This is a genomic window from Colwellia meonggei, from assembly GCF_057537295.1.
The window spans coordinates 155,058-177,937 of sequence record NZ_BAAJLZ010000004.1; the positions used below are offsets into that span (position 1 = coordinate 155,058).

At 37.5% G+C, this 22,880-nt stretch carries 22 protein-coding genes; 17 read left to right on the top strand and 5 right to left on the bottom strand.

Annotated elements, in window-relative coordinates; translation table 11 throughout:
* Nucleotides 1-9: 9 nt before the first annotated feature.
* The 4 genes from AC27E9_RS11535 to AC27E9_RS11550 form a co-directional block, all read right to left on the bottom strand.
* The gene (locus AC27E9_RS11535) at nucleotides 10-378 is read right to left on the bottom strand and encodes a VOC family protein (protein ID WP_487130308.1); all 369 of its coding nucleotides are present in this window, start codon (nucleotides 376-378) and stop codon (nucleotides 10-12) included.
* 37 nt (nucleotides 379-415) lie between these two features.
* Entirely contained in the window at nucleotides 416-1,075 is a 660-nt protein-coding gene (locus AC27E9_RS11540; RefSeq protein WP_487130310.1) for a peptidylprolyl isomerase, read from the bottom strand.
* Nucleotides 1,076-1,312: 237 nt separating this feature from the next.
* On the bottom strand, nucleotides 1,313-1,702 hold the full coding sequence (locus AC27E9_RS11545) for a response regulator (RefSeq protein ID WP_487130312.1): 390 nt from the start codon (nucleotides 1,700-1,702) through the stop codon (nucleotides 1,313-1,315).
* A 135-nt stretch (nucleotides 1,703-1,837) separates the two neighbouring features.
* On the bottom strand, nucleotides 1,838-2,773 hold the full coding sequence (locus AC27E9_RS11550) for a M61 family metallopeptidase (protein WP_487130314.1): 936 nt from the start codon (nucleotides 2,771-2,773) through the stop codon (nucleotides 1,838-1,840).
* Between the two features lie 294 nt (nucleotides 2,774-3,067).
* Between AC27E9_RS11550 and AC27E9_RS11555 the strand changes: the two genes are divergently transcribed.
* The 4 genes from AC27E9_RS11555 (at nucleotide 3,068) to AC27E9_RS11570 (ending at nucleotide 5,734) form a co-directional block, all read left to right on the top strand.
* Complete coding sequence (locus AC27E9_RS11555; RefSeq protein ID WP_487130315.1) at nucleotides 3,068-3,892, top strand: DUF2059 domain-containing protein; 825 nt, start codon at nucleotides 3,068-3,070, stop codon at nucleotides 3,890-3,892.
* Between the two features lie 247 nt (nucleotides 3,893-4,139).
* Nucleotides 4,140-4,634 carry a DUF2878 domain-containing protein gene (locus AC27E9_RS11560; protein WP_487130317.1) on the top strand — a complete coding sequence of 165 codons (495 nt, stop codon included), beginning with the start codon at nucleotides 4,140-4,142 and terminating at the stop codon, nucleotides 4,632-4,634.
* Nucleotides 4,624-5,184 carry a chalcone isomerase family protein gene (locus AC27E9_RS11565; RefSeq protein WP_487130319.1) on the top strand — a complete coding sequence of 187 codons (561 nt, stop codon included), beginning with the start codon at nucleotides 4,624-4,626 and terminating at the stop codon, nucleotides 5,182-5,184. The genes AC27E9_RS11560 and AC27E9_RS11565 overlap by 11 nt, the downstream gene beginning before the upstream one ends.
* Entirely contained in the window at nucleotides 5,174-5,734 is a 561-nt protein-coding gene (locus AC27E9_RS11570; protein WP_487130321.1) for a DUF3833 domain-containing protein, read from the top strand. The genes AC27E9_RS11565 and AC27E9_RS11570 overlap by 11 nt, the downstream gene beginning before the upstream one ends.
* A gap of 152 nt (nucleotides 5,735-5,886) precedes the next feature.
* Here the strand turns inward: AC27E9_RS11570 and AC27E9_RS11575 are convergent, their stop codons facing one another.
* Nucleotides 5,887-6,789 (bottom strand): TIGR01777 family oxidoreductase, encoded by a 903-nt coding sequence (locus tag AC27E9_RS11575; RefSeq protein WP_487130322.1) that lies wholly within the window; start codon nucleotides 6,787-6,789, stop codon nucleotides 5,887-5,889.
* 222 nt (nucleotides 6,790-7,011) lie between these two features.
* On the opposite strand from AC27E9_RS11575, the gene AC27E9_RS11580 reads away from it, so the two are divergent.
* The 13 genes from AC27E9_RS11580 (at nucleotide 7,012) to AC27E9_RS11640 (ending at nucleotide 22,674) form a co-directional block, all read left to right on the top strand.
* Entirely contained in the window at nucleotides 7,012-8,814 is a 1,803-nt protein-coding gene (locus AC27E9_RS11580) for a fasciclin domain-containing protein (RefSeq protein WP_487130742.1), read from the top strand.
* Between the two features lie 138 nt (nucleotides 8,815-8,952).
* Entirely contained in the window at nucleotides 8,953-9,531 is a 579-nt protein-coding gene (locus AC27E9_RS11585; RefSeq protein WP_487130324.1) for an LON peptidase substrate-binding domain-containing protein, read from the top strand.
* A 71-nt stretch (nucleotides 9,532-9,602) separates the two neighbouring features.
* Nucleotides 9,603-10,229, top strand: coding sequence for a sigma-70 family RNA polymerase sigma factor (locus tag AC27E9_RS11590; RefSeq protein ID WP_487130743.1), 627 nt, complete (start codon nucleotides 9,603-9,605; stop codon nucleotides 10,227-10,229).
* Complete coding sequence (locus AC27E9_RS11595; protein WP_487130326.1) at nucleotides 10,222-10,908, top strand: ChrR family anti-sigma-E factor; 687 nt, start codon at nucleotides 10,222-10,224, stop codon at nucleotides 10,906-10,908. The genes AC27E9_RS11590 and AC27E9_RS11595 overlap by 8 nt, the downstream gene beginning before the upstream one ends.
* A 25-nt stretch (nucleotides 10,909-10,933) precedes the next feature.
* Nucleotides 10,934-11,893, top strand: a complete 960-nt coding sequence (locus AC27E9_RS11600) for a YbgA family protein (protein ID WP_487130328.1) — start codon at nucleotides 10,934-10,936, stop codon at nucleotides 11,891-11,893.
* A 15-nt stretch (nucleotides 11,894-11,908) separates the two neighbouring features.
* Complete coding sequence (phrB, locus tag AC27E9_RS11605; protein ID WP_487130745.1) at nucleotides 11,909-13,294, top strand: deoxyribodipyrimidine photo-lyase; 1,386 nt, start codon at nucleotides 11,909-11,911, stop codon at nucleotides 13,292-13,294.
* A 52-nt stretch (nucleotides 13,295-13,346) separates the two neighbouring features.
* On the top strand, nucleotides 13,347-13,808 hold the full coding sequence (locus AC27E9_RS11610) for a nuclear transport factor 2 family protein (protein ID WP_487130330.1): 462 nt from the start codon (nucleotides 13,347-13,349) through the stop codon (nucleotides 13,806-13,808).
* On the top strand, nucleotides 13,808-14,533 hold the full coding sequence (locus tag AC27E9_RS11615) for an SDR family NAD(P)-dependent oxidoreductase (protein ID WP_487130332.1): 726 nt from the start codon (nucleotides 13,808-13,810) through the stop codon (nucleotides 14,531-14,533). The genes AC27E9_RS11610 and AC27E9_RS11615 overlap by 1 nt, the downstream gene beginning before the upstream one ends.
* The gene (locus tag AC27E9_RS11620) at nucleotides 14,530-15,807 is read left to right on the top strand and encodes an NAD(P)/FAD-dependent oxidoreductase (protein ID WP_487130334.1); all 1,278 of its coding nucleotides are present in this window, start codon (nucleotides 14,530-14,532) and stop codon (nucleotides 15,805-15,807) included. Before AC27E9_RS11615 ends, AC27E9_RS11620 begins: the two co-directional genes overlap by 4 nt.
* Complete coding sequence (locus AC27E9_RS11625) at nucleotides 15,807-16,577, top strand: DUF1365 domain-containing protein (RefSeq protein ID WP_487130336.1); 771 nt, start codon at nucleotides 15,807-15,809, stop codon at nucleotides 16,575-16,577. The genes AC27E9_RS11620 and AC27E9_RS11625 overlap by 1 nt, the downstream gene beginning before the upstream one ends.
* Nucleotides 16,578-16,586: 9 nt before the next feature.
* Nucleotides 16,587-17,813 carry a class I SAM-dependent methyltransferase gene (locus AC27E9_RS11630; protein WP_487130338.1) on the top strand — a complete coding sequence of 409 codons (1,227 nt, stop codon included), beginning with the start codon at nucleotides 16,587-16,589 and terminating at the stop codon, nucleotides 17,811-17,813.
* A gap of 161 nt (nucleotides 17,814-17,974) precedes the next feature.
* Complete coding sequence (locus AC27E9_RS11635) at nucleotides 17,975-22,054, top strand: hypothetical protein (protein ID WP_487130340.1); 4,080 nt, start codon at nucleotides 17,975-17,977, stop codon at nucleotides 22,052-22,054.
* Between the two features lie 128 nt (nucleotides 22,055-22,182).
* Nucleotides 22,183-22,674 (top strand): RDD family protein, encoded by a 492-nt coding sequence (locus tag AC27E9_RS11640; RefSeq protein WP_487130342.1) that lies wholly within the window; start codon nucleotides 22,183-22,185, stop codon nucleotides 22,672-22,674.
* The last annotated feature ends 206 nt before the right edge of the window (nucleotides 22,675-22,880 follow it).

Genomic DNA, 22,880 nt, shown 5'->3' on the forward strand with positions numbered 1-22,880 from the left:
CTAGCTATATCACCTATGAAAAATAGCTATTTTATTACCATCTAAATCTCTGAAGTAGGCGCCATAATAAGCACCATTATTTCTTTCTCCAGGCTCACCTTCGCTGCTAGCTCCCAACTTTAAAGCCAAAGAAAAAACTTCATTTACTTTATCAACACTAGAAAGAGTAAAAGCAACCATTGTTCCATTACCATTAGATGCTGGTTTACCATCAAAAGGCACTGTGAGAGCTAATTTAGAACTACCATTTTCAAACTCCCAAAACATTACCTTATCTGATTTATATATTTGTGTTCCACCAATTAAGCCTAGTATTTCGAAATAGAATGATTCAGCTTTTTCAAGATCATTAGTGCCTAAAGTCGTATGAGAAATCATAGGTTAATTATCCCCTAACAAAGTGTTAGCTTCGCTGTTACTCGACGCGAATAGTGGCTTTAATGATTTTTACTTCTTTTTTAGTTCTGCCGGAACGACTACCTAGTGCTTCTATCGCTGGCAATGTCGTTTCTAAACCGTCAACAACTTGGCCAAATATGGTATGTTTTCCGTCTAACCATGGCGTTGGTACGAAGGTCAGAAAGAATTGGCTACCATCGGTATTAGGGCCAGCGTTTGCCATGCTTAATAAACCAGGTTTGTCGTGGGTTAATGTGCCTTCAAATTCACCAGCATATTTATAACCAGGGTTGCCTCTACCATTGCCTAATGGATCACCACCTTGTGCCATAAATTGGTTGATCACTCGGTGAAAAATTAAGTCATCATAAAAACCTAGGTTAGTAAGATAAATTGTACTTGTGGCATGCATAGGTGCAGTTTTAGGAAATAACTCTACGACTAATTTGCCTTCGGTTGTCTCTATATCCCAAAAATATTTTGCTTCAGGATTAAAAGTTGCTAATTCAGGCTTTTCAAGTGTAGTTTTCCAGTCAGCTTTTGTTTTATCTATTTTTTGAGTTTCAATAAAGCTATTAACTGATTCCATTGCCGGATCTGGTTTTGAACAACCAACAACAGCGGTTAAAACTGCAATGATTAAATAAGCTTTTAATGATGAAAATCTTGCTTTCAATTTTCTCTTCCTTTTCAGTATTTTTTGCCGAAATATTTGTTAGCGGCAGTAGGGCAGAAATAATAGTAAGCGACAGAATAGAGAATAATTGAGCGTTGTTCAACTTGAAACTCAATGGCTTAAAGTGAGTATGAAAACAGCTTAAGTATTTATTGAGGGAGTACAGCGATAAGGCTTAGCCTTAACGCTATTGAGTAAATTTAAATAAAACATTAACAGAATATTTATAGCACCTAATTACACTATATGAATATTAGGATTGCAAAGTTGTTCAATATGCTCAATTTTTCGCTCTAATGTTTGTAAGCTAAATGGTTTGAGAATAAAGTCGGTTACGTCACTAGTGATAATCGCTTGGATTTGTTTTTTCTCATCTTCGCAAGAGATCATTAAAACAGGTAGGTCCGCTAAATTTTTGCTGCCTCGAATTGATTTGAGCAATTGTTTGCCATCCATTCTAGGCATATGAAAGTCAGTAAGAACGAGATCATAACGTTTTTTATTAAGTAAATTTAGCGCTTGTAGGCCGTCTGCAGCTTCGTCAATATCTGTATGACCAAGGCTTCTTAGCATATGCAGCATAACGTGACGCATTGATACCATATCATCGACGACTAATATTCTCATTGTTGCGATTCCTTTTGCAATGTTGATTAAGTGCTAAATCAATTAGGTTAATCATATAAATCCATTACTTAATGTTTAGCATGTTTTTTATACACTTCAAGTTTAATTGCTTGTTTTCTATATACAGTTTGTAAATTAATTTGTTTTATTTTTAAGGGGACCGTTATAAATATCGGCTCGAAGATGACTTAACTCTGCTCTATTATTTAATACCACTTGGTTATTTTTTACTTCAACACCTAAATTACTGAAAAGTTGAAGATAATTAGGGATAGCGTAACTTGATGAAAATTCAGCCAATAGAGAGCTAAAAATATTGCTTTGACTTAATTTATCAAGCTTTTCCACTATTTCAGACGTGCTTAAATAAGTATCAAAGCAGCATGATTGTAGCTGTTTCAATGCAATATCAAGTGAGTAAGACTTATCGAAATTTTTAGAATCTTTTCTTAGGGCAATATCTGCTTGTAACCAATACAAAGCTCCGCTCCAGTAGATGCGCATATAATTGCGGTTTGTCGCTATGTTATCACTGACATAATCTAATGTTTGATGACGATAGTTTTGCTGCTTATTTCCTCGTTCAAAGCCATCATAGAGTTTTTGCCACATGGTTTGTTCGTTGAACATACCGATACGCGCTTGGGTAATATTTTGATAATAACTTGCTAACCCTTCAGAGAACCATCTTGAATCGCCTGCGTCATAAGGGATAAGTAGGTGACTAAGTTCATGATAGATTGTCCAGTCAGCTTTTAATGCCTCAAGGCTACTTTGGGGATTGACGACTAACATGACCTCTGGTGGTGAGTAACGGTTTACTTCACCCCATGGCACAGCACTTGAACCTCTGTTACTGGTTTTAATTACCGTAATAAAATTCTCTACGGGTAATGTTCCATAGACTAAGCGTAAGGATTGTGCGGCATGGTCAACCCAAGCTTTGATATCAGCTCTTTTGTTAATGGGAAAATTTTTATCGAATTTTATCCGTGACGATGCCGAGGATTCTAGGTGTTTTGCATTAATAGTATTTGGTTCAGGGAAAGAAAGGTAGCTAGCTTTTGTCAAATCATCTGCATAGCAATTAAAAATGAAACTGCATAATGCTGAGCAAGATAATGCTATTTTAATTAATCCGTTACTATGTTTTTTTGATTTGAAAAACTTCATTTATCATGATTAATTGTGGTTAAAAGGCTTGTTTAATAATTGCACTATTTCTAATATATATTGAGCCTTTATTGCTAATTTTATGTAACAACTAATTGCTATATTTTAGTTTTCAATAATTACCATTCGTAACCTAGTCTGTGTTTATGCTATGGTGCCGCTTTAAATATTTAACTCGTTAAAGGACTAGCAATGAAACAAATCAGTTCATTCCACTTCATTTTATTTTTACTTCTTAGTACATTTAGCCAACTTAGTTCAGCAAAAAGTATCAGTGATCAAGATGTTAAGCAATATATGGCGTTATCAGGCGTTGATTCGGCGCTTAACGGCATTCCTGCACAAATGGGCGCAATGGGTCAACAAATGCAGATGACGGCTGAAGATCCGGCTGAAGCACAAAAAGTTATGCAATTGTTGGAATCGTCGTGGCAGCAACAAGAAGTTGAGCAGATTGTTGCTAATCATATTAAAACTAAGTTTACAGCAACAGAAATGCAAAGCCTGTTAACTTGGCTGAATAGTGATTTAGCTCGCAGAATTAAATCATCAGAAGAAAAAGCATCGGCTGCAAACTTTAACCAAGAATTTATGCAATATATGGCGCAGTTGCAATCAACACCGCCGACAGCTGAACGTGTAAAAGTGATCAGAACCTTTGTTGAAACTACAGATATGATTGATCACACAGTTGATATTGTAATGTCAGTTGCTAAAGGCACAATTAAAGGCTTGAAAGCGGCTAACCCACAAGACGAAGTTAGTGAAGAAGCTGTTATGGCGCAAATTGGTCAAATGGAAGCTATGATGAGACCAGCGTTAGAACAGCAAATGATTATGGTTTCTTATTATATTTATGATTCTTTAACTGACCAAGAAATTGAGCAATACAGTCAGTTTTATCAGCAACCACTTGGTAAAAAAGAGTTAACGGTAATGTATGACGGCATAGGCCAAGCGCTTACGCACTGGTCTACTCAAGCATTTAGCAAAATTGCTAATGAGTTTTCTGAATAAATATTCCTAGTTTATTTTAGTACCCATGTAAGGCGTTATAGAATTACTTGCGTTGTACTGGAAACTTTCAATTTATAATAAAGCCTACTTGCCCATCAAGTAGGCTTTTTTTATAAATTTAAAACCTTTTACTTACGATTATAGGCAGAAAGTAACTTCCTTACTTTTTGCAAATCCATTTACAGTTGAAATGAACCTAAGGCGATTATTGTTCGTATCAAGTAAATATTAACTGATATTTATTTGTATGATTTTAAATGCTCTTGGTTTTCAAATGTGTTGGCTTGGATTAGTGTTGTTAGGAAACAGCTTTGTGCCTTTCGCCATTATTCTACTGGCTATTCATCTATTTTTTCTTTCAAAGGGAGAATATGAGGTTTTGTTAGTGATAACCATTATTTGCATTGGCAGCCTCGTTGATACCTTTCTAACGCTAAGTGATATTTTTGTGTTCAATTCAGTTTTATTTATACCTGTATGGCTTATTGTCTTGTGGGCATGTTTTGCTTGCACAATAACTCATAGCTTATCTTTTCTTAAAAACTGGCCTGTACTGCAAGTGGTTACCGGGCTTTTTATCGCTCCATTTAGTTATTTCGCCGGTAATAAATTTAACGCCGTTGAGTTTAGTTATTCGCCGCTAATTACCTTTTTCATGCTGGGCGTTATTTGGAGTGTTCTAATGCTGTTATTTTTTAGATTAGAGTTTTTGTTGATTAAGGAGAATAACGATGCGATTTAAAGTTTTAGTCATCTTGGTTTTGTTATTTCTAATTTCGAATCACGCAATTGCCAATAATAGTGCCCCAAAAGGCAGTTTTTTTAATGTTGGCTCATTAAAGAAAAGTGTTGCTTTAGAGCCCGTTGGAGAAGCTAGATTTTCATTTCTATTTTGGGACATTTATCAAAGCCAATTACAAACTTCGTCGGGTCAATATCCAGTTGATATCGAAAGAGAAAGCATCTTTTATGAAATACAGTACTTGATAGATATTACTCAAGAAAATTTGCTTGAAAGCACAGTTGAGCAATGGCAGCACTTAGGTATTAGTGCCAATGTTTATCAGAAGTACATTACCGAGCTATCCGCAATATGGCCTGATATTAGTGAAGGTGATACTTTAGCACTGTTCGTGCAAGCGGATCATAGTCGCTTTTATTTTAATGGTGAATATATTGGCAAAATCGTTGAGCCAGCATTTGCTATTGATTTTTTAGCTATTTGGTTGTCAGAGAAAACTAGTGAACCTGAATTGAGACGAGAACTGTTAGGAGAGATTAATGATGAGTGAAGCAATAAAGAAATGTTTAAGTATTTTTACTGCACTCCTTATTTCAAGTTGTTCTGTGCAATTGGAAGAATATCAGCAAAGTAAGACGCCGTTTAATATCAAAAGCTATTTCAATGGCAACGTTATTGCTTGGGGAATCGTACAAGATTACAGCAATGAAGTGAAAAGACGTTTTTGCGTCGAAATTGATGGCAGTTGGCAAGATAATAACGGCGTTTTGGCTGAAACCTTTTATTTTGATGATGGTGAAGTTTCATATCGAAACTGGCAGTTAACGTTAATGGCTGATGGCAGTTATCAAGGAGTGGCTGAAGATGTTGTAGGTATTGCAATAGGCAAGCATAAAGGCTTTGCTTTCCAATTTCAGTATCAACTTTTACTCACTTTAGATAACGAAACATACCAAGTTAATATGGACGACTGGATGTATCAAATAGATCAACATAAGGTCATGAATACTACTTCTATGTCAAAATTTGGTGTTGAAGTTGCAAAAATCACATTATTTTTCGATAAGGAATTACCGCATAAGCGTTGTAATTCCAATTGAATTAAGTAAGTGAATAATTATAACTGAGAGTAAATATTTAAGAGCAAGGCGCTGAATGAATAATAGCTGGCTATTGGGATTGAAAGCAACGAAGGTGTTGGATATTTAAGCCGTCTTAGAATGATCGATTATTTATTTCAATTGGTATAACTTTATTGCTGCTTAATTAAGTTATTTAAAGCGGCATCAAGAGTTGGGTATTTAAATGTAAAACCAGTATTTACCAGTTTCTGGGGTATAACATTTTGACCAAATAGCAGTAAGTCAGCCATCTCCCCAAATAGCACTTTCAGCATAAAACTAGGTGTTGTAAAAACGCTAGGGCGATTTAAAGTACGAGCTAAAGTTTTGGAGAACTCTTGATTGCTGACAGCATGTTCTGACGTAATATTAATTGCACCAGCGAGTGTTTGTGTATTCATGATATGTAATATCGCTGCCACCATATCTTCAATATGAATCCACGACATAAATTGCTGACCAGATGCTATTTTACCACCGATACTTAACTTAAAAGGCGGTAGCATTTTTGCCAGGGCTCCACCATTGGGATCAAGCACAATGCCAGTGCGGATCACAGCAACTCGAGTTGTGGCTGACATTGCTTCTAGCGCTATTTCTTCCCACTTACTACAAACATCATGAGTGAATTCTTGGTGAAAATCGGTAAAGTTTTCATCAATTTTTTTATGATCTTGTCGACCATAGATACCAATAGCACTGCCTGAAATAAAAACTTTGGGTGGCGTGTTAGCATTTTTAATCAATTCAACGAGCTGTGTTGTTGTATGCCAGCGGCTATGACAAATTTTTTGTTTTTGTGTTTTGCTCCAACGCTTTTCAGCTATGGGCTCGCCAGCTAGGTTGATAACGACTTCGTGATTATCTATATTTTTCTGAGAAAGTGATTCAATCAAGTTCACGCCGATAGGTAACTTTCGAGCAGATTTAACGCTATCCCGAGTTAGTACTGTAATGTGGTTTTTTGTTTGAATTAAACTGCTAATTAAGTGTTGCCCAATCAAACCACTGCCACCCGTAATAAGAATATTCATAACCAGTACCACCTTATTTGCATGTTTTTATCAGTATAAATTTTAAATGGATTAACACCATTAATACGTTTGAATTTTGCCTTAGATCATCAAAATTAATATAAATTTTATTACTGTAATATTCTGATCTTAGCTTGTTTTTTCTGCGTAGGTTTTAGTGTAATTTAACACGAGGATCAGACAGTGAAATATTTTAAAGTACTAAGTTTAACCCTATTTACTATGTTATTTTTACAAGCTTGTGATGATGACGATGATAAAAAAACAGAAGTTGTTGAAGCTGCGGTTGCACCAACACAAACACCTACTACTATTGTTGATACAGCCATTGCCAATGGCAGTTTTACTACCTTAGTTGCTGCTTTGCAAGCAACAGGTTTGGACGCAACATTGGCAGATACTGCCAGTGATTTTACAGTTTTCGCACCAACCGATGATGCGTTCGCTTTACTGGGACAGGAAACTATAGATGCGCTTTTAGCCGACACAGAAACGTTAACTGATATTTTAACTTATCACGTGATTTCTGGAGAGGTTAATGCATCAACAGCAATTGGTTTAGCTGGTACCAAGGTTGATATGGTCAATGGTGATTCTCTTGCTTTATCACTTGATGGCAGTAATTTATTAGTTAATACAGCTACAGTAATAACGACAGATATTCAAACCGATAACGGCATTATTCATGTGATTGACGCTGTACTGTTACCACCAGCTGATATGGGCATGCCAACAAGTAGTATTGTAGAAACGGCTATTGCGAACGGTAATTTCACTACCCTTGTGGCGGCTTTACAAGCGACAAGCTTAGATACGGTACTTGCTGATGAAAGTGCTACTTTTACTGTATTTGCACCAACAGACGCAGCCTTTGCCTTAATTGGTGAAGAAACAATCAACACCTTGCTTGCAAACCCCGACGTACTTTCAAATATTTTACTTCAACATGTCATTGTTGATAGTGCTGTTGATTCAGTAACAGCGTTCTCGTTAAATGGTGCTAATGTTGAAACTGCTGCGATGACAAGTATAGCGTTACAAATCAATGCAACGACGGACTTATTAATGTTTGGTGGCGCGAATATTGTGATGAAAGATATTTATACTACCAATGGCATTATTCATGTGATTGACACGGTAATTGTCGGTGATATTGATATTCCAGCTCCTGCGATGACCTTAGTTGATGTAGCAATAGCTAACGGAAATTTTACTACGCTTGTTGCAGCGCTGCAGTCAACGGGATTAGATACTGTATTAAGCGATCTTGATAGTGATTTTACCGTATTTGCACCAACTGATGACGCATTTTCTAAACTACCTGCAGGTACGTTAGACAGTTTAACAAGCGAGCAATTAACTAATATTCTGCTGTATCATGTACTACCTAGTGAGGTACTCGCAGATGGTGCAATTACTGTTGCACAGTCAATGGAAAACATGATTACTATGGCTAATGGTGATAAGGCTTCATTATCATTTGTTGACAGTATGTTATTTGTCAATGGTAGCAAGGTTAGTACCGCAGATGTTATGGCAGATAACGGTGTGATCCATGTTATTGATAATGTTTTACTACCACCAGCGGAAATGACAACACCAAGCCAAAACATTGTTGAAGTAGCGGTTGCTGACCCTGATAACTTTTCAACGTTAGTAACTGCTTTAAGTGCGGCTGACTTAGTTACAACATTATCAGATGAAGATGCTATGTTTACTGTGTTTGCGCCAACAAATGCTGCTTTTGCGGCCGTAGACCCGGATGCGTTATCTGCTTTATTAGCCGATACTGACGCGTTAACAAATGTACTACTTACTCATGTTGTTGGTGGTGCTACTTTAAGCTCACTAGATGCATTTGCTGCAAACGGAAAAATGCTTACAACAGCGTCAGGCACTGCAATTGATGTCGCAATTGATGCTGAAACCGGTATGTTGATAATTGGTGGAGCTAATGTCGTGATTTCGGATATTTATACTACCAATGGAGTTATTCACGTTATTGATAGTGTAATTCTCGACTAAAATAATAGGTTTTTAATCCGTATTTACATCAACCATGCTCGACATTTGCCCCTTACACTAGGGGCTTTTTTTTAATCTATTGATCAAAGCCTAGAGCTGCTTCGTATATAAGGATATGACAGACAAATTGAAAACTACATGAACAAACATAACCTTAAATTGCCAGTTTTTCCCCTGCCCGTTTTCATACTTCCTGGCGGCATAACGCGGTTGAGAGTATTTGAACCACGCTACTTAACATTGGTTAAAGTAGCAAGTAAAGAGCACGGTTTTCTGATTATTCTAACCAATAATGACGCTGAACCTGTGCAGAACAAATGGGGTAGTTGGGTTGAAATTATTAATTTTGATAAAGGTGAAGATGGCGTGTTAGAAATTGACGTCAAATGTCGGGCATTGATGAAGATTTTATCTGTTAATATTGATAACGAAAAATTGCAATATGCCAATGCTCTTGAGATAGAACATTGGTCACAGAAGCCTGTAGCAAATGTTGCTGATGAGTTGTCTGAATCTTTACAGTACGTCTTTGAAAATAACGATTTACTCAACGAAATGTATACAGAAAAGCCTCTTCAAAATACGAGCTGGGTTACTGCAAGGTGGATAGAATTATTACCCATTAGCTTATCAGATAAAATTAAATTTTTTCGCCAGCATAACTTTGAAGAAGTGAAAAACTTAGTGCAATCTATTATCACGAAACACCAGAAATAAAATAATTTTAAAAAAGTGATCTCAAATTATTACTGCGCGTATTGACCTATAGTTTACACGGTAATTTGGTGATAAAAGCAATGCAAACTAACTTGCGAAGCAAAGTGACAAATGCTAAACCTAGTATAATGTCAGATAAAATAGATCATCCCCAGCTTTGTCAATGGCTTAATGCCGTTGCAACCTCAAGAGATAAGCAGGCTTTTACGCACTTGTTTCAATTTTTTGGACCCAAAATTCAACGAATAGCCCGCAACAGATTCCCAAACGAAGCGCAAGCAAGTGAAGTAGTGCAAGAAACCATGAGTAATGTTTGGAAAAAAGCGCACTTGTTTAACAAAGATAAAGGCGCAGCTACCACTTGGGTATATACCGTAATGCGTAATGTTACATTCGATATGTTACGAAAAATTAAAGGTAATAAAGAAGATAATCTTAGTGACGATATTTGGCCGTTGGCAGAAAGCATGGTGAGTGAAAATGAAAGCTTTGATGACCATTTAGAAAATAAACAATTGCTGCATGTCATTGAAAAGTTACCGGAAGCACAACAGCAAGTGGTTAAAGGGTTTTACTTTATGGAAATGTCTCAAGAACAACTTGCGGTGCACTTAAACCTGCCATTGGGCACGATAAAGTCTCGATTGCGTTTAGCATTGGCGAAACTGAAAATGCAGTTAGGAGAAGATCATGATTAAACATCACCCAACATTTGAATTAATTCAATCTTTTGTCAATGGTGATTTACCTGCTTCATTATCAGCAGGTATCGCTATTCATGCTGATATGTGTCCTAAGTGTCAAAAACAAATCGCTCAATTAACTGACCAAGTAGCAGAAGCAAGTTTTGAGGAAGCATTTCTTGATAGATTTATTGTTGACGACAGTGAAGACGTAAACGTTTTAGCGGAATTTGACTTTGATGTAATGGCTGAGCAAATTACTGCATCAAATGAAGTGTTCGTCGCCAATGAGCAACTTGATAAAACAATAGTTTTTAATGACAAAACTTATAAATTACCGCGGGCGTTACAAAATATGGTTATGGGTAAAACTTCACATATTGGTAAGTTATCAAGAGCACGAATTCAATTGGAAGAAAATGAAATTCATACCAGCTTACTACAAATTGAAGCCGGAGGCTCAGTGCCTGAACACACCCATAAGGGCTTTGAATTAACCGTGTTGCTTGATGGCTCATTTCACGACGAGCAAGGAGAGTACGTAAAAGGTGATTTCATTATGTTAGATGGTTCTCATCAACACCACCCAATATCTGACAATGGCTGTTTATGTTATACGGTTGCAAATGATGCATTACATTTTACGCAAGGGATAAACAAACTGCTTAATCCAATTGGTTCGTTTATTTATTAAAAGCAAGCAAGAAGGAGCTGAGATAATGATTCATTCTATTGATAAAAAAGATTTACATATTGGTATCAGTGCTTGCCTAATTGGTGAAAAAGTTCGCTTTGATGCCAGTAATAAACCGTCTAACTTCTGTATTAAGGAATTAGGACAACACGTTACCTATAAATCGTTTTGCCCTGAGGTTGCGGTTGGCTTGCCTATTCCACGTCCAACTATTCGTCAGATTAAAACAGACAATATAATTAGCGTTGCTAGACCTGATGGCACTGGCGATGTGACCGAAGCACTTAGTGCCTATGGTAAAAAGGTCGCATCAATGACGAAACATTTAAGTGGCTATGTATTTTGCGCAAAAAGCCCAAGTTGCGGAATGGAAAGAGTGAAAGTGTATAGTCCTGAAGGTAATGCGCTTGCATCAGATGGTATAGGCGCTTTTGCCAAAGAAATTATGCTTGCTAATCCGTCATTGCCATGTGAAGAAAATGGCCGTTTGAATGACCCTCTAATCAGAGAGAACTTTGTCGCCCGAATTTACGCATACAAACATTGGCAAAACCTTGTAGCGTCAGGGTTAACCAAACACAAATTAACAACGTTTCATAGCCAATATAAATATACCGTAATGAGTCATGATTTAGTTGCTTATAAGAAGTTAGGGCAACTGTTGGCAAGCGCTGACATGTCTTTAGAATTAATGGCTGAAACATATATTGGCGGTTTAATGGCTGCGTTAAAAGTTAAAGCAACCCGTAAAATGCACGCCAATACGTTAGCGCATATCCAAGGCTATTTTTCTAAACATTTGAAGAGTAATGAGCGACAAGAATTATGTCAGCAAATTGATGCCTACCGAAAAGGGTTAATACCACTTTTTGCGCCATTAACGCTGATAAAACACTATTTATTGCAATACCCAAAAGACTATTTATCAAAACAAGCTTATTTATCGCCATATCCCGATGAACTTAGACTGAGATATGCATATTAATAGTTAATAAAAGGAATTCCCTTGTTACTTTGGTTTCGTAATGATTTAAGAACACACGATAACCCCGCCTTACATTATTTTCTGAATAATAGTCGTTCAGAATCATCTCGTAAGGCGTTTTTTTTTGTTAGTGAAAGTCAGTGGCAACAGCACGATTGGTCAGTAATTAAAATAGACTTTATAAAAAGACATGCTTTTGCACTTGTTGCTGAGTTAGCTGAGTTAAACATTGCCTTAGAGATAGTTTATGTTGATGACTTTAAAAGCCAAGTATCTTATTTAAAAAATTATTGCCAAAAACATAGTATTCAACAAGTCATTGCTAATAGAGAACTTGAATTCAATGAGCAGCAACGAGATGCAGAGTGCATAAAACAGGGCATTGTGCTAAAGCTTTTCGAAGCTGACGTTATTGTGCCAAAAGGCAAGGTACTTAATCAATCAGGGCAATTTTTTAAAGTTTTTACGCCTTTTAAAAAAGCATGGCTGCGATATGTTCAAAGGTTTGGTTTTGAATATTTAGGTAAAATAGGCGTTGATTATCATAAAGGGCCTTCAGCAACAGCTTTGTTAGATAATGGTGCCTCAAGTGCTTGGCCACTTGCGGGTGAATTTGAAACAAAAGTAATGCCTCACTTTTTTAATGAGAAGCTAACTGCTTATGCTAACGACCGTGATATTCCGTCAATTAAAGGTACCTCTGGAATTTCGCCATATTTAGCTATTGGCGCGATTAGTCCTCGCTTTGTGCTGTTTTCACTTATCAATAAATTTCCAGATATTTTAGTGGCGACAGATAGCCCCGAGTTTGCTTGGTTAAATGAAATAATATGGCGAGAATTCTATCGGCACTTGCTGTTTCATGAACAACGCTTATGTAAACATCAAAGCTTTAACGAAAAATATCAGGATATTGAATGGCGTTCTGAGCAAGCTTTATTTCAAGCTTGGTGTGATGGCAAAACAGGTTACCCTTTGGTTGATGCTGCCATGCGACAATTAAACCAAACGGGTTGGATGCATAACCGCTTGCGTATGGTGGTGGCAAGCTTTTTAACCAAGCACTTGCTTATTGATTGGCGCTTAGGTGAAAAGTACTTTATGCAGAAACTTATTGACGGCGATTTAGCTGCCAATAATGGTGGTTGGCAATGGGCGGCAAGTACCGGTTGTGACGCTCAGCCATATTTCAGAATATTTAATCCTATTAGACAAAGTGAAAGATTTGATCCTAATGGTGATTTTATTCGTAAATATATACCAGAGTTAATGGAAGTTCCTGTAAAGCATATACATTTTCCACATCAGTATATTAAAGAACTTCAACAGACGTTATATTGGAGCCCTGTGGTTGAACATAAAGAAGCACGGCTTAAGGCGTTAGCTTTTTATAAAAGGTAATGGCTTGTAGTGTCTATTTTTTAATGAGTTTTCTAAACAAATGGTAGTTAAAATGGAAAATGTTGCCGTCATAACTAAAACAGCTAATCAGCCACTATGGTTAAGTAATTTTGTCAATGTTTATCAAACATTATCAACGACTAATCTTGGTTTACTGACAACTGTTTATCATGAAAATATTGTCTTTATTGACCCTATGCATCAAATAGAGGGGCTTGAGCAATTACAGTGTTATTTTGCGAACTTATATCAGAACTTGAGCACTTGTCATTTCTCTATAGAAAAAGTGCTTTTGGAACATGATAGCGCAGCAATTTATTGGCAGATGTCTTATCAGCACCCTAAGTTGAATAAGGGGAATACTGTTACTGTTGATGGCCACTCTCATATTAGAGGTATGCAAGACAAAGTCATTTATCATCGTGATTATCTTGATTTAGGAGCCATGCTGTACGAGCAACTGCCTTTATTTGGCAAGCTCACCAAATGGATTAAAACGAAGGCTGCTAAGTAATGGCTGCCAAAAATGTTTTGATCACAGGTGCTACGTCAGGCATTGGTCTAGCTCTGCTTGAGCAATATGCGCAACGTGGTGACAAAGTGATTGCCTGTGGTCGTGATCAATCAAAGCTAATTGCCTTAAGTGAAACTGCAGAGCAACTTTGCTTATTTGATATTAATAATGTCGAAGAAATAGCGGCGGCAACTCGGCATATCGACACAATTGATATACTCATTTTAAATGCTGGTGATTGTAAATATATTGACGATGCTAAGCATTTTGATGGCAAATTGTTCTCTGACATTATCGCAACCAACTTATCTTCAATGGGGGCCTTATTGCAATTTCTGCTGCCTAAAATTGCCAAAGGCGGGCAGGTGGTATTTGTTAGTTCAAGTGCGACAATTTTACCTTTTCCGCGCAGTGAAGCGTATGGAGCATCTAAAGCAGGTATGGATTATCTCGCCAATAGTTTACGGATTGATTTGGCAACTGAGTCTATTGAGGTAACGCTTGTACATCCTGGTTTTGTAAAAACACCTTTAACAGACAAAAACACTTTTGACATGCCATTTTTAATTTCCAGTGAACAAGCGGCCTCGCGGATTATTAAAGGTGTTGAAAAGCGTAAGCGCTATTTACACTTTCCTAAACGATTAACTTTATTGCTCAAGTTAATTTCATTTCTTCCATCGCCAATATGGCAAGCGATGCTGACAAGGAAGCAAACAACATGAAAAATATTGCTGTTATAGGCTCAGGCGTATCAGGTTTAACTGCTGCTTATCTCTTGTCAAAAAAGCACCAAGTCACTGTTTTCGAAAAAAGTGACAGAATTGGTGGTCATACTGCCACAGTTGATGTCGAAAAAAACGGTAAACGCTATGCTATTGATACAGGGTTTATTGTTTTTAATGACAAAACATACCCAAATTACCTAGCGTTGTTAAATGAAATTGGTATCGGTAAACAGGCAACTGAAATGAGTTTCTCAGTGCATAACTGTCAATCGGGAATGGAGTACAACGGACATAATTTAGATACGCTATTTGCGCAAAGGCGCAATATCTTTCGACCAAAATTTTGGTTGTTAGTAAAAGAAATTTTGCGATTTAATAAGTTATGTAAAGCGGTTTATCAACAAGAAAACTATATCAGTGGTTATACATTAGGCAGTTTTCTTAGTGAAAATAAATTTAGTGCTTATTTTTCTGAGCACTACATTTTACCTATGGGAGCGGCTATTTGGTCAAGTTCATTGGCGCAGATGGAGGATTTCGAGTTTAAGTTTTTTGTGCAGTTTTTTCATAATCATGGCTTGTTAAATATTGCTGATCGGCCACAGTGGTACGTTATTCCAAATGGCTCTCGAAGTTATCTACCGCCACTATGTAAGCCTTTTCAGGAAAATATTAAATTAAATATTAATATTACTGGCATCACTAGAGTTGATAATAAAGTGCAGTTAGATTTTGATGATGGCCATAGTGAAATTTTTGATGATGTGGTGATAGCTTGCCATTCTGATCAAGCATTAGCAATGTTAAGTGATGCCAGTGAAAATGAACAAACGATACTTTCTGCAATGCCATATAGTGAAAATTCGGTGGTGTTACATACCGATAAAGCTCTGCTTCCTAAACGAGAAAAAGCCTGGGCGAGTTGGAACTATCAGCTTAGCCAAGATCGCCATCAACCGGCAAGTGTTACCTATAATATGAACATTCTTCAGGGAATCAGTAGTGAACATACTTTTTGCGTTACCTTAAACCAAAAATCCGCCATTGACCCTAACGAGATATTGCAAGAGTTTACCTATCACCACCCGATATTCTCAACTGACTCTATCCAAGCTCAAAAACAAAGAAAGGTAATTTGCGGCGTTAATCATACCCATTTTGCTGGCGCATATTGGCACAATGGTTTTCATGAAGATGGCGTAAGAAGTGCGGTAGAAGTTGCGCAGCGTTTTGATTGTTATTTAGATGAACATGCCAATGGCGTTACCTAATGAAAGCTTTTAAAAATAGCTACATCTATAGCGGCCATATTGCACATCGACGATTTGCCCCAAAAAAGCATAGTTTTAATTACTCTTTGTTTATGTTGGCACTTGATTTAACTGATCTCGAAAATAAAGAGCAAAAGTTAGGTTTATTCGGTTTTTCATGGTTTTACCCGCTTCGCTTTGTTGAAAAAGATTACTTGCGGGGTGAACCAAAATCATTACGTCACCGTATTACTGAAAAAGTACAACAGTTAAATGGACATCACGATATCCAAAGAATAGTGATGTTAGTGCAAGTACGGTGTTTTGGCATTTATTTCAGTCCAGCAAATTTTTACTTTTGTTATGACCAAGATGGAAATTGTACTCAAATGCTCGCTGAAGTGAGTAATACGCCTTGGAATGAAAGGCATTGCTACTTAATTGATTTACTTGCCAAGGGCGAAAAAGTTAACAAAAAAGCATTTCAGGTTTCGCCATTTATGAATTTAGACATGTCTTATTTTTGGCAAGTTAAAGCGCCAAACAATGATAATGACAAATTGATGATCAATATCGAAAACAAACGCATTGATAATCAAAATGGTGAAACGACAAAATTATTTGATGCTAATTTACGAATGAAGCGTAAGGCATTTACTAAACATAATTTGTTGAAGGTTTGGTGTCAGCTGCCTGTTATGACCATAAAGGTTGTTGCCGGTATTTATTGGCAAGCGTTAAGACTGTTGATTAAGCGAGTACCTTTTTTAGGTTACCAAAAAAATAATTAGGAGTATTTTATGGAACAAATTGAGGATATCAGCGTAACAAAGAAGCTTAATTGGCTAGATAAGCGCTGTCGCAGTATTGTTCATTCGGTATTTTCGAAATTCGATTATGGCCAGTTGGAGGTTGTCGAAGGTACAGTTCATTTATATTTTCCAAGTGCCGTCCATGAAGCATCTATTAAAGGTAAAATTCATATTCATGATCTTAGTGTTTATCGTGACTTTGTTAAAGGCGGCAGTATAGGCGCTGCTGAGGCATATATTGATGGAAAATGGAGTAGCCCAAATTTAACTGATGTTATTCGTATTTTCGCGAAAGCGCAGCAAGCAACTGATAGCTTGGAAACTAAAAAGTCTTGGTCAAATAAAATAAAAAATGCTGTTAGTCATTGGCAAAACAGGAATACGCAAGCAGGTTCAAAGCGCAATATTTTGTCCCATTATGATTTAGGTAATGAGTTATATACGCGATTTTTAGATCCGGAAATGATGTACTCATCAGCTATTTATCAAAGAGAAGAGACAACACTGTCGCAAGCTCAACTTTTTAAATTGGAAACTATTTGCCAACGCCTTGAGTTGAAAAGTACCGATGAGTTATTAGAAATAGGCACAGGTTGGGGCGGCCTTGCCATTTATGCCGCGCAGCATTATGGTTGCAATGTTACAACGACAACGATTTCAGACGCTCAGTATGAATACGCTAAGGAGCGCGTTGAAAGCCTAGGTTTAACAGATAAAATAACCTTGCTAAAAAAAGATTATCGGGCCTTGTTGGGGAGCTTTGATAAGGTTGTTTCTATAGAAATGATTGAAGCGGTTGGTTTTGAATTTTTGCCTAGCTTTTTCCAGCAATGTAATCAGCGTTTAAAGCCAGGTGGTAAACTATTAATTCAATCGATAACCATTGCCGATCAACGATTTGAACATTATAAAAACAATGTTGATTTTATACAGCGTTATATCTTTCCGGGTGGTTTTTTACCATCCATAAATTGCTTAACGCAACATATAACTGATCACAGTCAGCTTGTTGTCGAGTCACTTGATGATATCGGTCTCGATTATGCGAGAACATTACATGATTGGCGAACAAACTTTCTAAATGCTTGGTCAGAATTAGTTAAATATGGCTACGATGAAAAATTTAAGCGCTTATGGCTTTATTATTTTGCTTATTGTGAAGGTGCATTTTTAGAGCGCTCTACCAGCACTGTGCATTTGGTCGCACGAAAATAAACAGTTGTTACTGGTTTTTAAAGCCGGCATAGGGCATATAATTAAAAATATGTCTTATCAATCTATCTCAACACTTTATTTGTCATTTACTCGTTAATGTTTGCTTTTCAGGTGCAGTTAAGTGCACACTGAAAGCAATCATTACAAGGAGTTATGTCTGTATGTTGAAAGCTTATTCTCGTATTTTTGGTGTCTTGATTATGTTGTTATCGACAACATCGTTTGCATTTGAGTCTAAGTCTATTGCCGAGAATGTCCCGAAAGCACTTACGCCGTGGCTACCATGGGTGATGGAAGGCAACGAGGCTTATAATTGCCCATTTATTAATCGTAGCGATTATAGTCAAAAGAAAAACCATATTTGTGCTTGGCCAAGTATTTTAGTACTTGATGTAACAGATACCGGGGCAACATTTCAACAGTCATGGCAAGTACTGGCAAAAAGCACTATTCCTTTACCGGGAAGTGCAGAGAATTGGCCATTAGACGTAAAGGTCAATAATAAGTCGTTGCCAGTAATTTTATATCAAGGTAAGCCAGCTATTGCTTTAGAAAAAGGCGAATATCAGGTTACAGGGCAATTTAACTGGCCGAGCATTCCTGAAAGTATCAATATTCCGCGCCAATATGCATTTGTGAAAATGAGCATTAATGGTCAAGTAATTGCTTTTCCTAAAATTGAATATAATGATCTATGGCTGCAAGAATTGGAGCCAAGCCAAGCACAACATGACTCAATAGATGTTACGGTTGCACGCCGAATTACTGACGGTAGCCACATCGCCTTAGATACTTACGTAGACTTTAGCGTTTCTGGGAAAATGCGTGAAGTTATTGTCGGTCGCGCTTTGCCTGAAAATATTGAGTTAATTGGCATTGAGTCTGAACTACCTGCATTTTTGGATGCAGATGGATTGTTGCATGTAAAACTCAAACCAGGTAATTGGCAAATGCTAATACGGGGTTATGCGAAACAAACATTATTGACATGGCAAAAACCAATACAGTCACACCATTGGCCTAAAGAAGAAGTTTGGGTATTTGAAGGTGACGAAAGCCTACGTATTGGCCGGTTAAGTGGTGCACAAATGATTGATAGTAATCAGGCCGATATGCCAAGTGCTTGGTACAAATTACCGAGCTATTTATTGAAAGAAGGTGACGCACTCCATTACGACATTCAACATAGAGGTAAACCAGTTCATATTGAAAACCAGCTAACCCTTAACCGCACTTTGTGGCTATCATTTGACGGTGAAAACTATACTTTTAATGATAATATTCGCGGCGAAATGATTAATGATTGGCGGCTAAGTATGAAGTTACCTTACCTGCTTGAGTCAGCAGAAGATCAAGATGGTTCGGTATTAATAACCAGTAAAGGTGATGGGGAACGAGGCATAGAAAACCGGTATCCAGGCACCAATATTAAAGCTCGTGGTATTTTTCAGGCTGATAGTGAAATTGCTATAAGTGGATGGCAAAACAACTTTGAACGTGTTTCGTTAAGGTTGAATTTGCCACCAGGTAATAAGCTGTTTGCGGTATTCGGCGCTGACAGTGTTTCTAATAGTTGGTGGAGTAATTGGACCATTTGGGCGAGCTTCATTGTTTTACTTTCGGCATTTGTTGCCAGTCGTATCGTTAGTGTTAGTGCTGGTGTGGTTACTGCATTAATGTTGATCGCGATTTATCAAGAAAGTGGCGTACCACTGTTTGCCGTTGTAAATTTTTTAATGGCGGTAGCAGTCAAAACTCATCAACCATTTACATCGTTAAAAACAATAGTTAATGGTTACTGGGCGTTTAGTGTCGCTTTAGTGGTTGGTGCTATTTTGTATTTTAGTGCAATGCAGTTAAGAACGGTTATTCATCCGCAACTCGAAGCTAATGTTACTAAAGTGCAGAGTTTTAATGACCGTAGTAATGCGGAAATGAGCATTGTTACAGATATGGTGCAATCCCGCGCTGAAAAGCAAGCTTTTTCAACACAGCAAGATGTTGAGCGCATTGAAATAACAGGTAGCCGAATTAAAAGAGCAGATTTATTGATGGAGCGTTATCAATCAGACGCAATGATCCAAGCTGGCTCCGGTATTCCTGATTGGCAGTGGCAACCATACATCATAAACTGGCACAGTCCTGTTACTCAAGGGCAAAAGTTCGATGTTATTGTTTTATCAAAGAACAGTTATCGGGCCGTTAAAATATTAGGGGTTTTATTGGCGTTGTTATGGTTAGCCTTGGTACTAAAAGAGGTTGTTAAGCTGAAAGTTAAAAACTTTCACTCGTCTGCACTAATGGCTTTATTCGCTTTAGGATTATTACTACCTGGCTATTCTGGAAAAGTAGAAGCAGCTAACTTTCCACCACAAGCCTTGCTCGAAGAACTGCAACAGCGCGTATTAGCAGCTCCTGAATGTGCGCCTAGCTGTGCCTTAATCAACCGAATAAAAGTGCAAAGTCAAGCGTCGCAGTTAACTGTAGTACTTAATGTTCATGCCAATGCAGAAACAGCAATTGCCTTGCCAAAATCAGAGTTTTGGCGACCGGAAAAGCTTTTGTTAAATGGTAAACCGGTACATAGTTTACTTAAGCAAGGTCGCTGGCTATATATTCCGGTAGCGCAAGGTATTTCCACTTTTAATTTGTCCGGAGAAATTGCTCCTGTAGATACTTTTCAGCTTGAATTTAAAGACCAACCGCAACATGTTGAATTAGGCTTAAATAAGGCTTGGGAAGTGGTGGGCGTGCAGGCCAATCATTTAACAGGTAATACCTTAGCGTTTCTTTCTGTAGTCAATGAACAAACACTCAATAATAGCGATACTGCTAAGGAAAATAATACTTCGTCAACGCGATATGCTTATCAGCCTTTCGTGAAGGTGGTGAGGGAGTTATCTATTGACCAAGTATGGACAGTTACAACAAGGGTAAAACGTATTGCGCCGAGCTCTGGCTCTATTAATATGCAAATACCGACCTTGCCGGGTGAACGTATTATTAGCGCTGATATGGTGGTAGAAAATGCGCAAGTTAATGTTACATTGCCTGCAGGGGAAGATGAGTTTCGTTGGGACTCAACACTTGAACGCCAGGCATTATTGTCTTTACAGGCCAGTGCAACTTTACCTTTGGTTGAACAGTGGCAAATTATTGTTAACCCTTCGTGGCATGCTGAGATCAGTGGTATACCAATTATTTTAGGTGCGCAAGAGCCCGATGACTACTATTCATATTTATTTTACCCTTACCCGGGAGAAACCTTATCCATTGCTACATCAAGACCTAACGCGGTTAAAGGTGAAATCCTTGCAATTGATAGAGTTGATGTGGAAATTGAACAGGGCACTCGCACCTCAAAATTAAACTTGTCATTTGACTATCGCAGTACCCGTGGCGGAGAGCATCACATTGAATTGCCTGATAGTTATCAGTTAAAAGAAATTAGAACCGATAATAAATTGATTAATTTGCAACTTGAGCAAGGCAAATTAGCTTTGCCTATTTTACCCGGTAAGCACACTATTCAAATTTCAATGCGCTCAAATACCAGTAATGAATTATTGTTAACAGTACCTACTATCAACTTAAACGCACCAGTTAGTAATATCACTAGTATTGTCAACTTAACGCGGCAGCGCTGGGTACTTTGGACTGACGGCCCAATACTTGGCCCAGCAGTATTATATTGGGGTGAATTGTTAGCTTTTATTTTATTAGCGATAGTTGTGGCTCGTGTGCCATTTTCACCGCTAACCTTAATGAGTTGGATTGCTTTAGGTTTTGGTTTAAGTTTGAACAACTGGGGCATATTAATGCTAGTAGCAGTTTGGTTTGCATCGCTAACAGCAAGTACTTATCGACCGAAAAACTTAAATCGAATTGCTTTTAATTTTTCACAATTTGTTTTGTACGGATTATCCATCGTTACCGTATTAGCTTTAATCGCTGTTATTCCTACTAGCCTATTAAGTTCCCCAAATATGGGCATTACCGGCAATTACTCTTTTGGCAATAATCTACAGTGGTTTGCCGATAAATCTGATGGCCTTTTACCTAACATTTCCGTGTTTAGTATTCCGGTATTGTTTTATAAAGGGCTTATGCTTGCTTGGGTTATTTGGTTAAGCTTTACTAGTTTATCTTGGATAAAATGGGCATGGGGGAAACTGGGGACGCAAGGTTATTGGCGTGCTAAACCGCAAACAGGAACGCAAACGCCTGTTTCCAAAGAGTAAGAATAGCCGTTTAACGTGCAGTTATGAGAGCTTTTATTGATCTGGCATTAGCTGCACGAATTCAATTGTTGCTACTATCTCACTCAGATAAAGCGCTGAAATAAGCGATAATTTAATTTGGAATGGTAATGAGCAACATTGAAACTAGCAACAATCAGGCCCAAGAAACCTTAACACCTAACATGAAAGCAGAAGTTAGCTACGTTGGTTTTTGGGCACGGTTTGCGGCAAGCATTATCGACACTATCATTCTCATCATGATCACCTTTCCCATTTTATTTTTGATATATGGTGGCGAATACTTTTATTCTGGAGAATCAGTACAAGGTTGGCTTGACGTTATTATTAGCTATGTATTTCCTATATTCGCCATTATTCTATTTTGGCTTTATAAGTCGGCAACACCAGGGAAAATAGCTTTATTGGCAAAAGTGGTTGATGATAAAACCGGTAATAAGCTTAGTGTTAAGCAAGCTGTTATTCGCTATGTTGGGTATTACATTTCCCTTTTGCCACTAGGGCTTGGTTTTTTCTGGATCGCAATGGATAAAAAGAAGCAGGGCTGGCATGACAAGTTAGCTGGCTCTGTTGTTATACGTGTTAATGCCGACGAAGGTTAATATCTATAGCGTATTGATACCTATCTCGTTTTAATGCGTTTCTCGTTTTAATGACAATGGTAAACAAATTGCTCCTCAGTTAATTTCGCATGCAATTTAATTGCTTTATGCAAACACTTGCTAATTGTAAGTTTATGTTTCTACTTGTTATTTGACCTAAAATTCATCCCTCTTATCTCATAGTTATCGCGATTAAATGTTAGCTA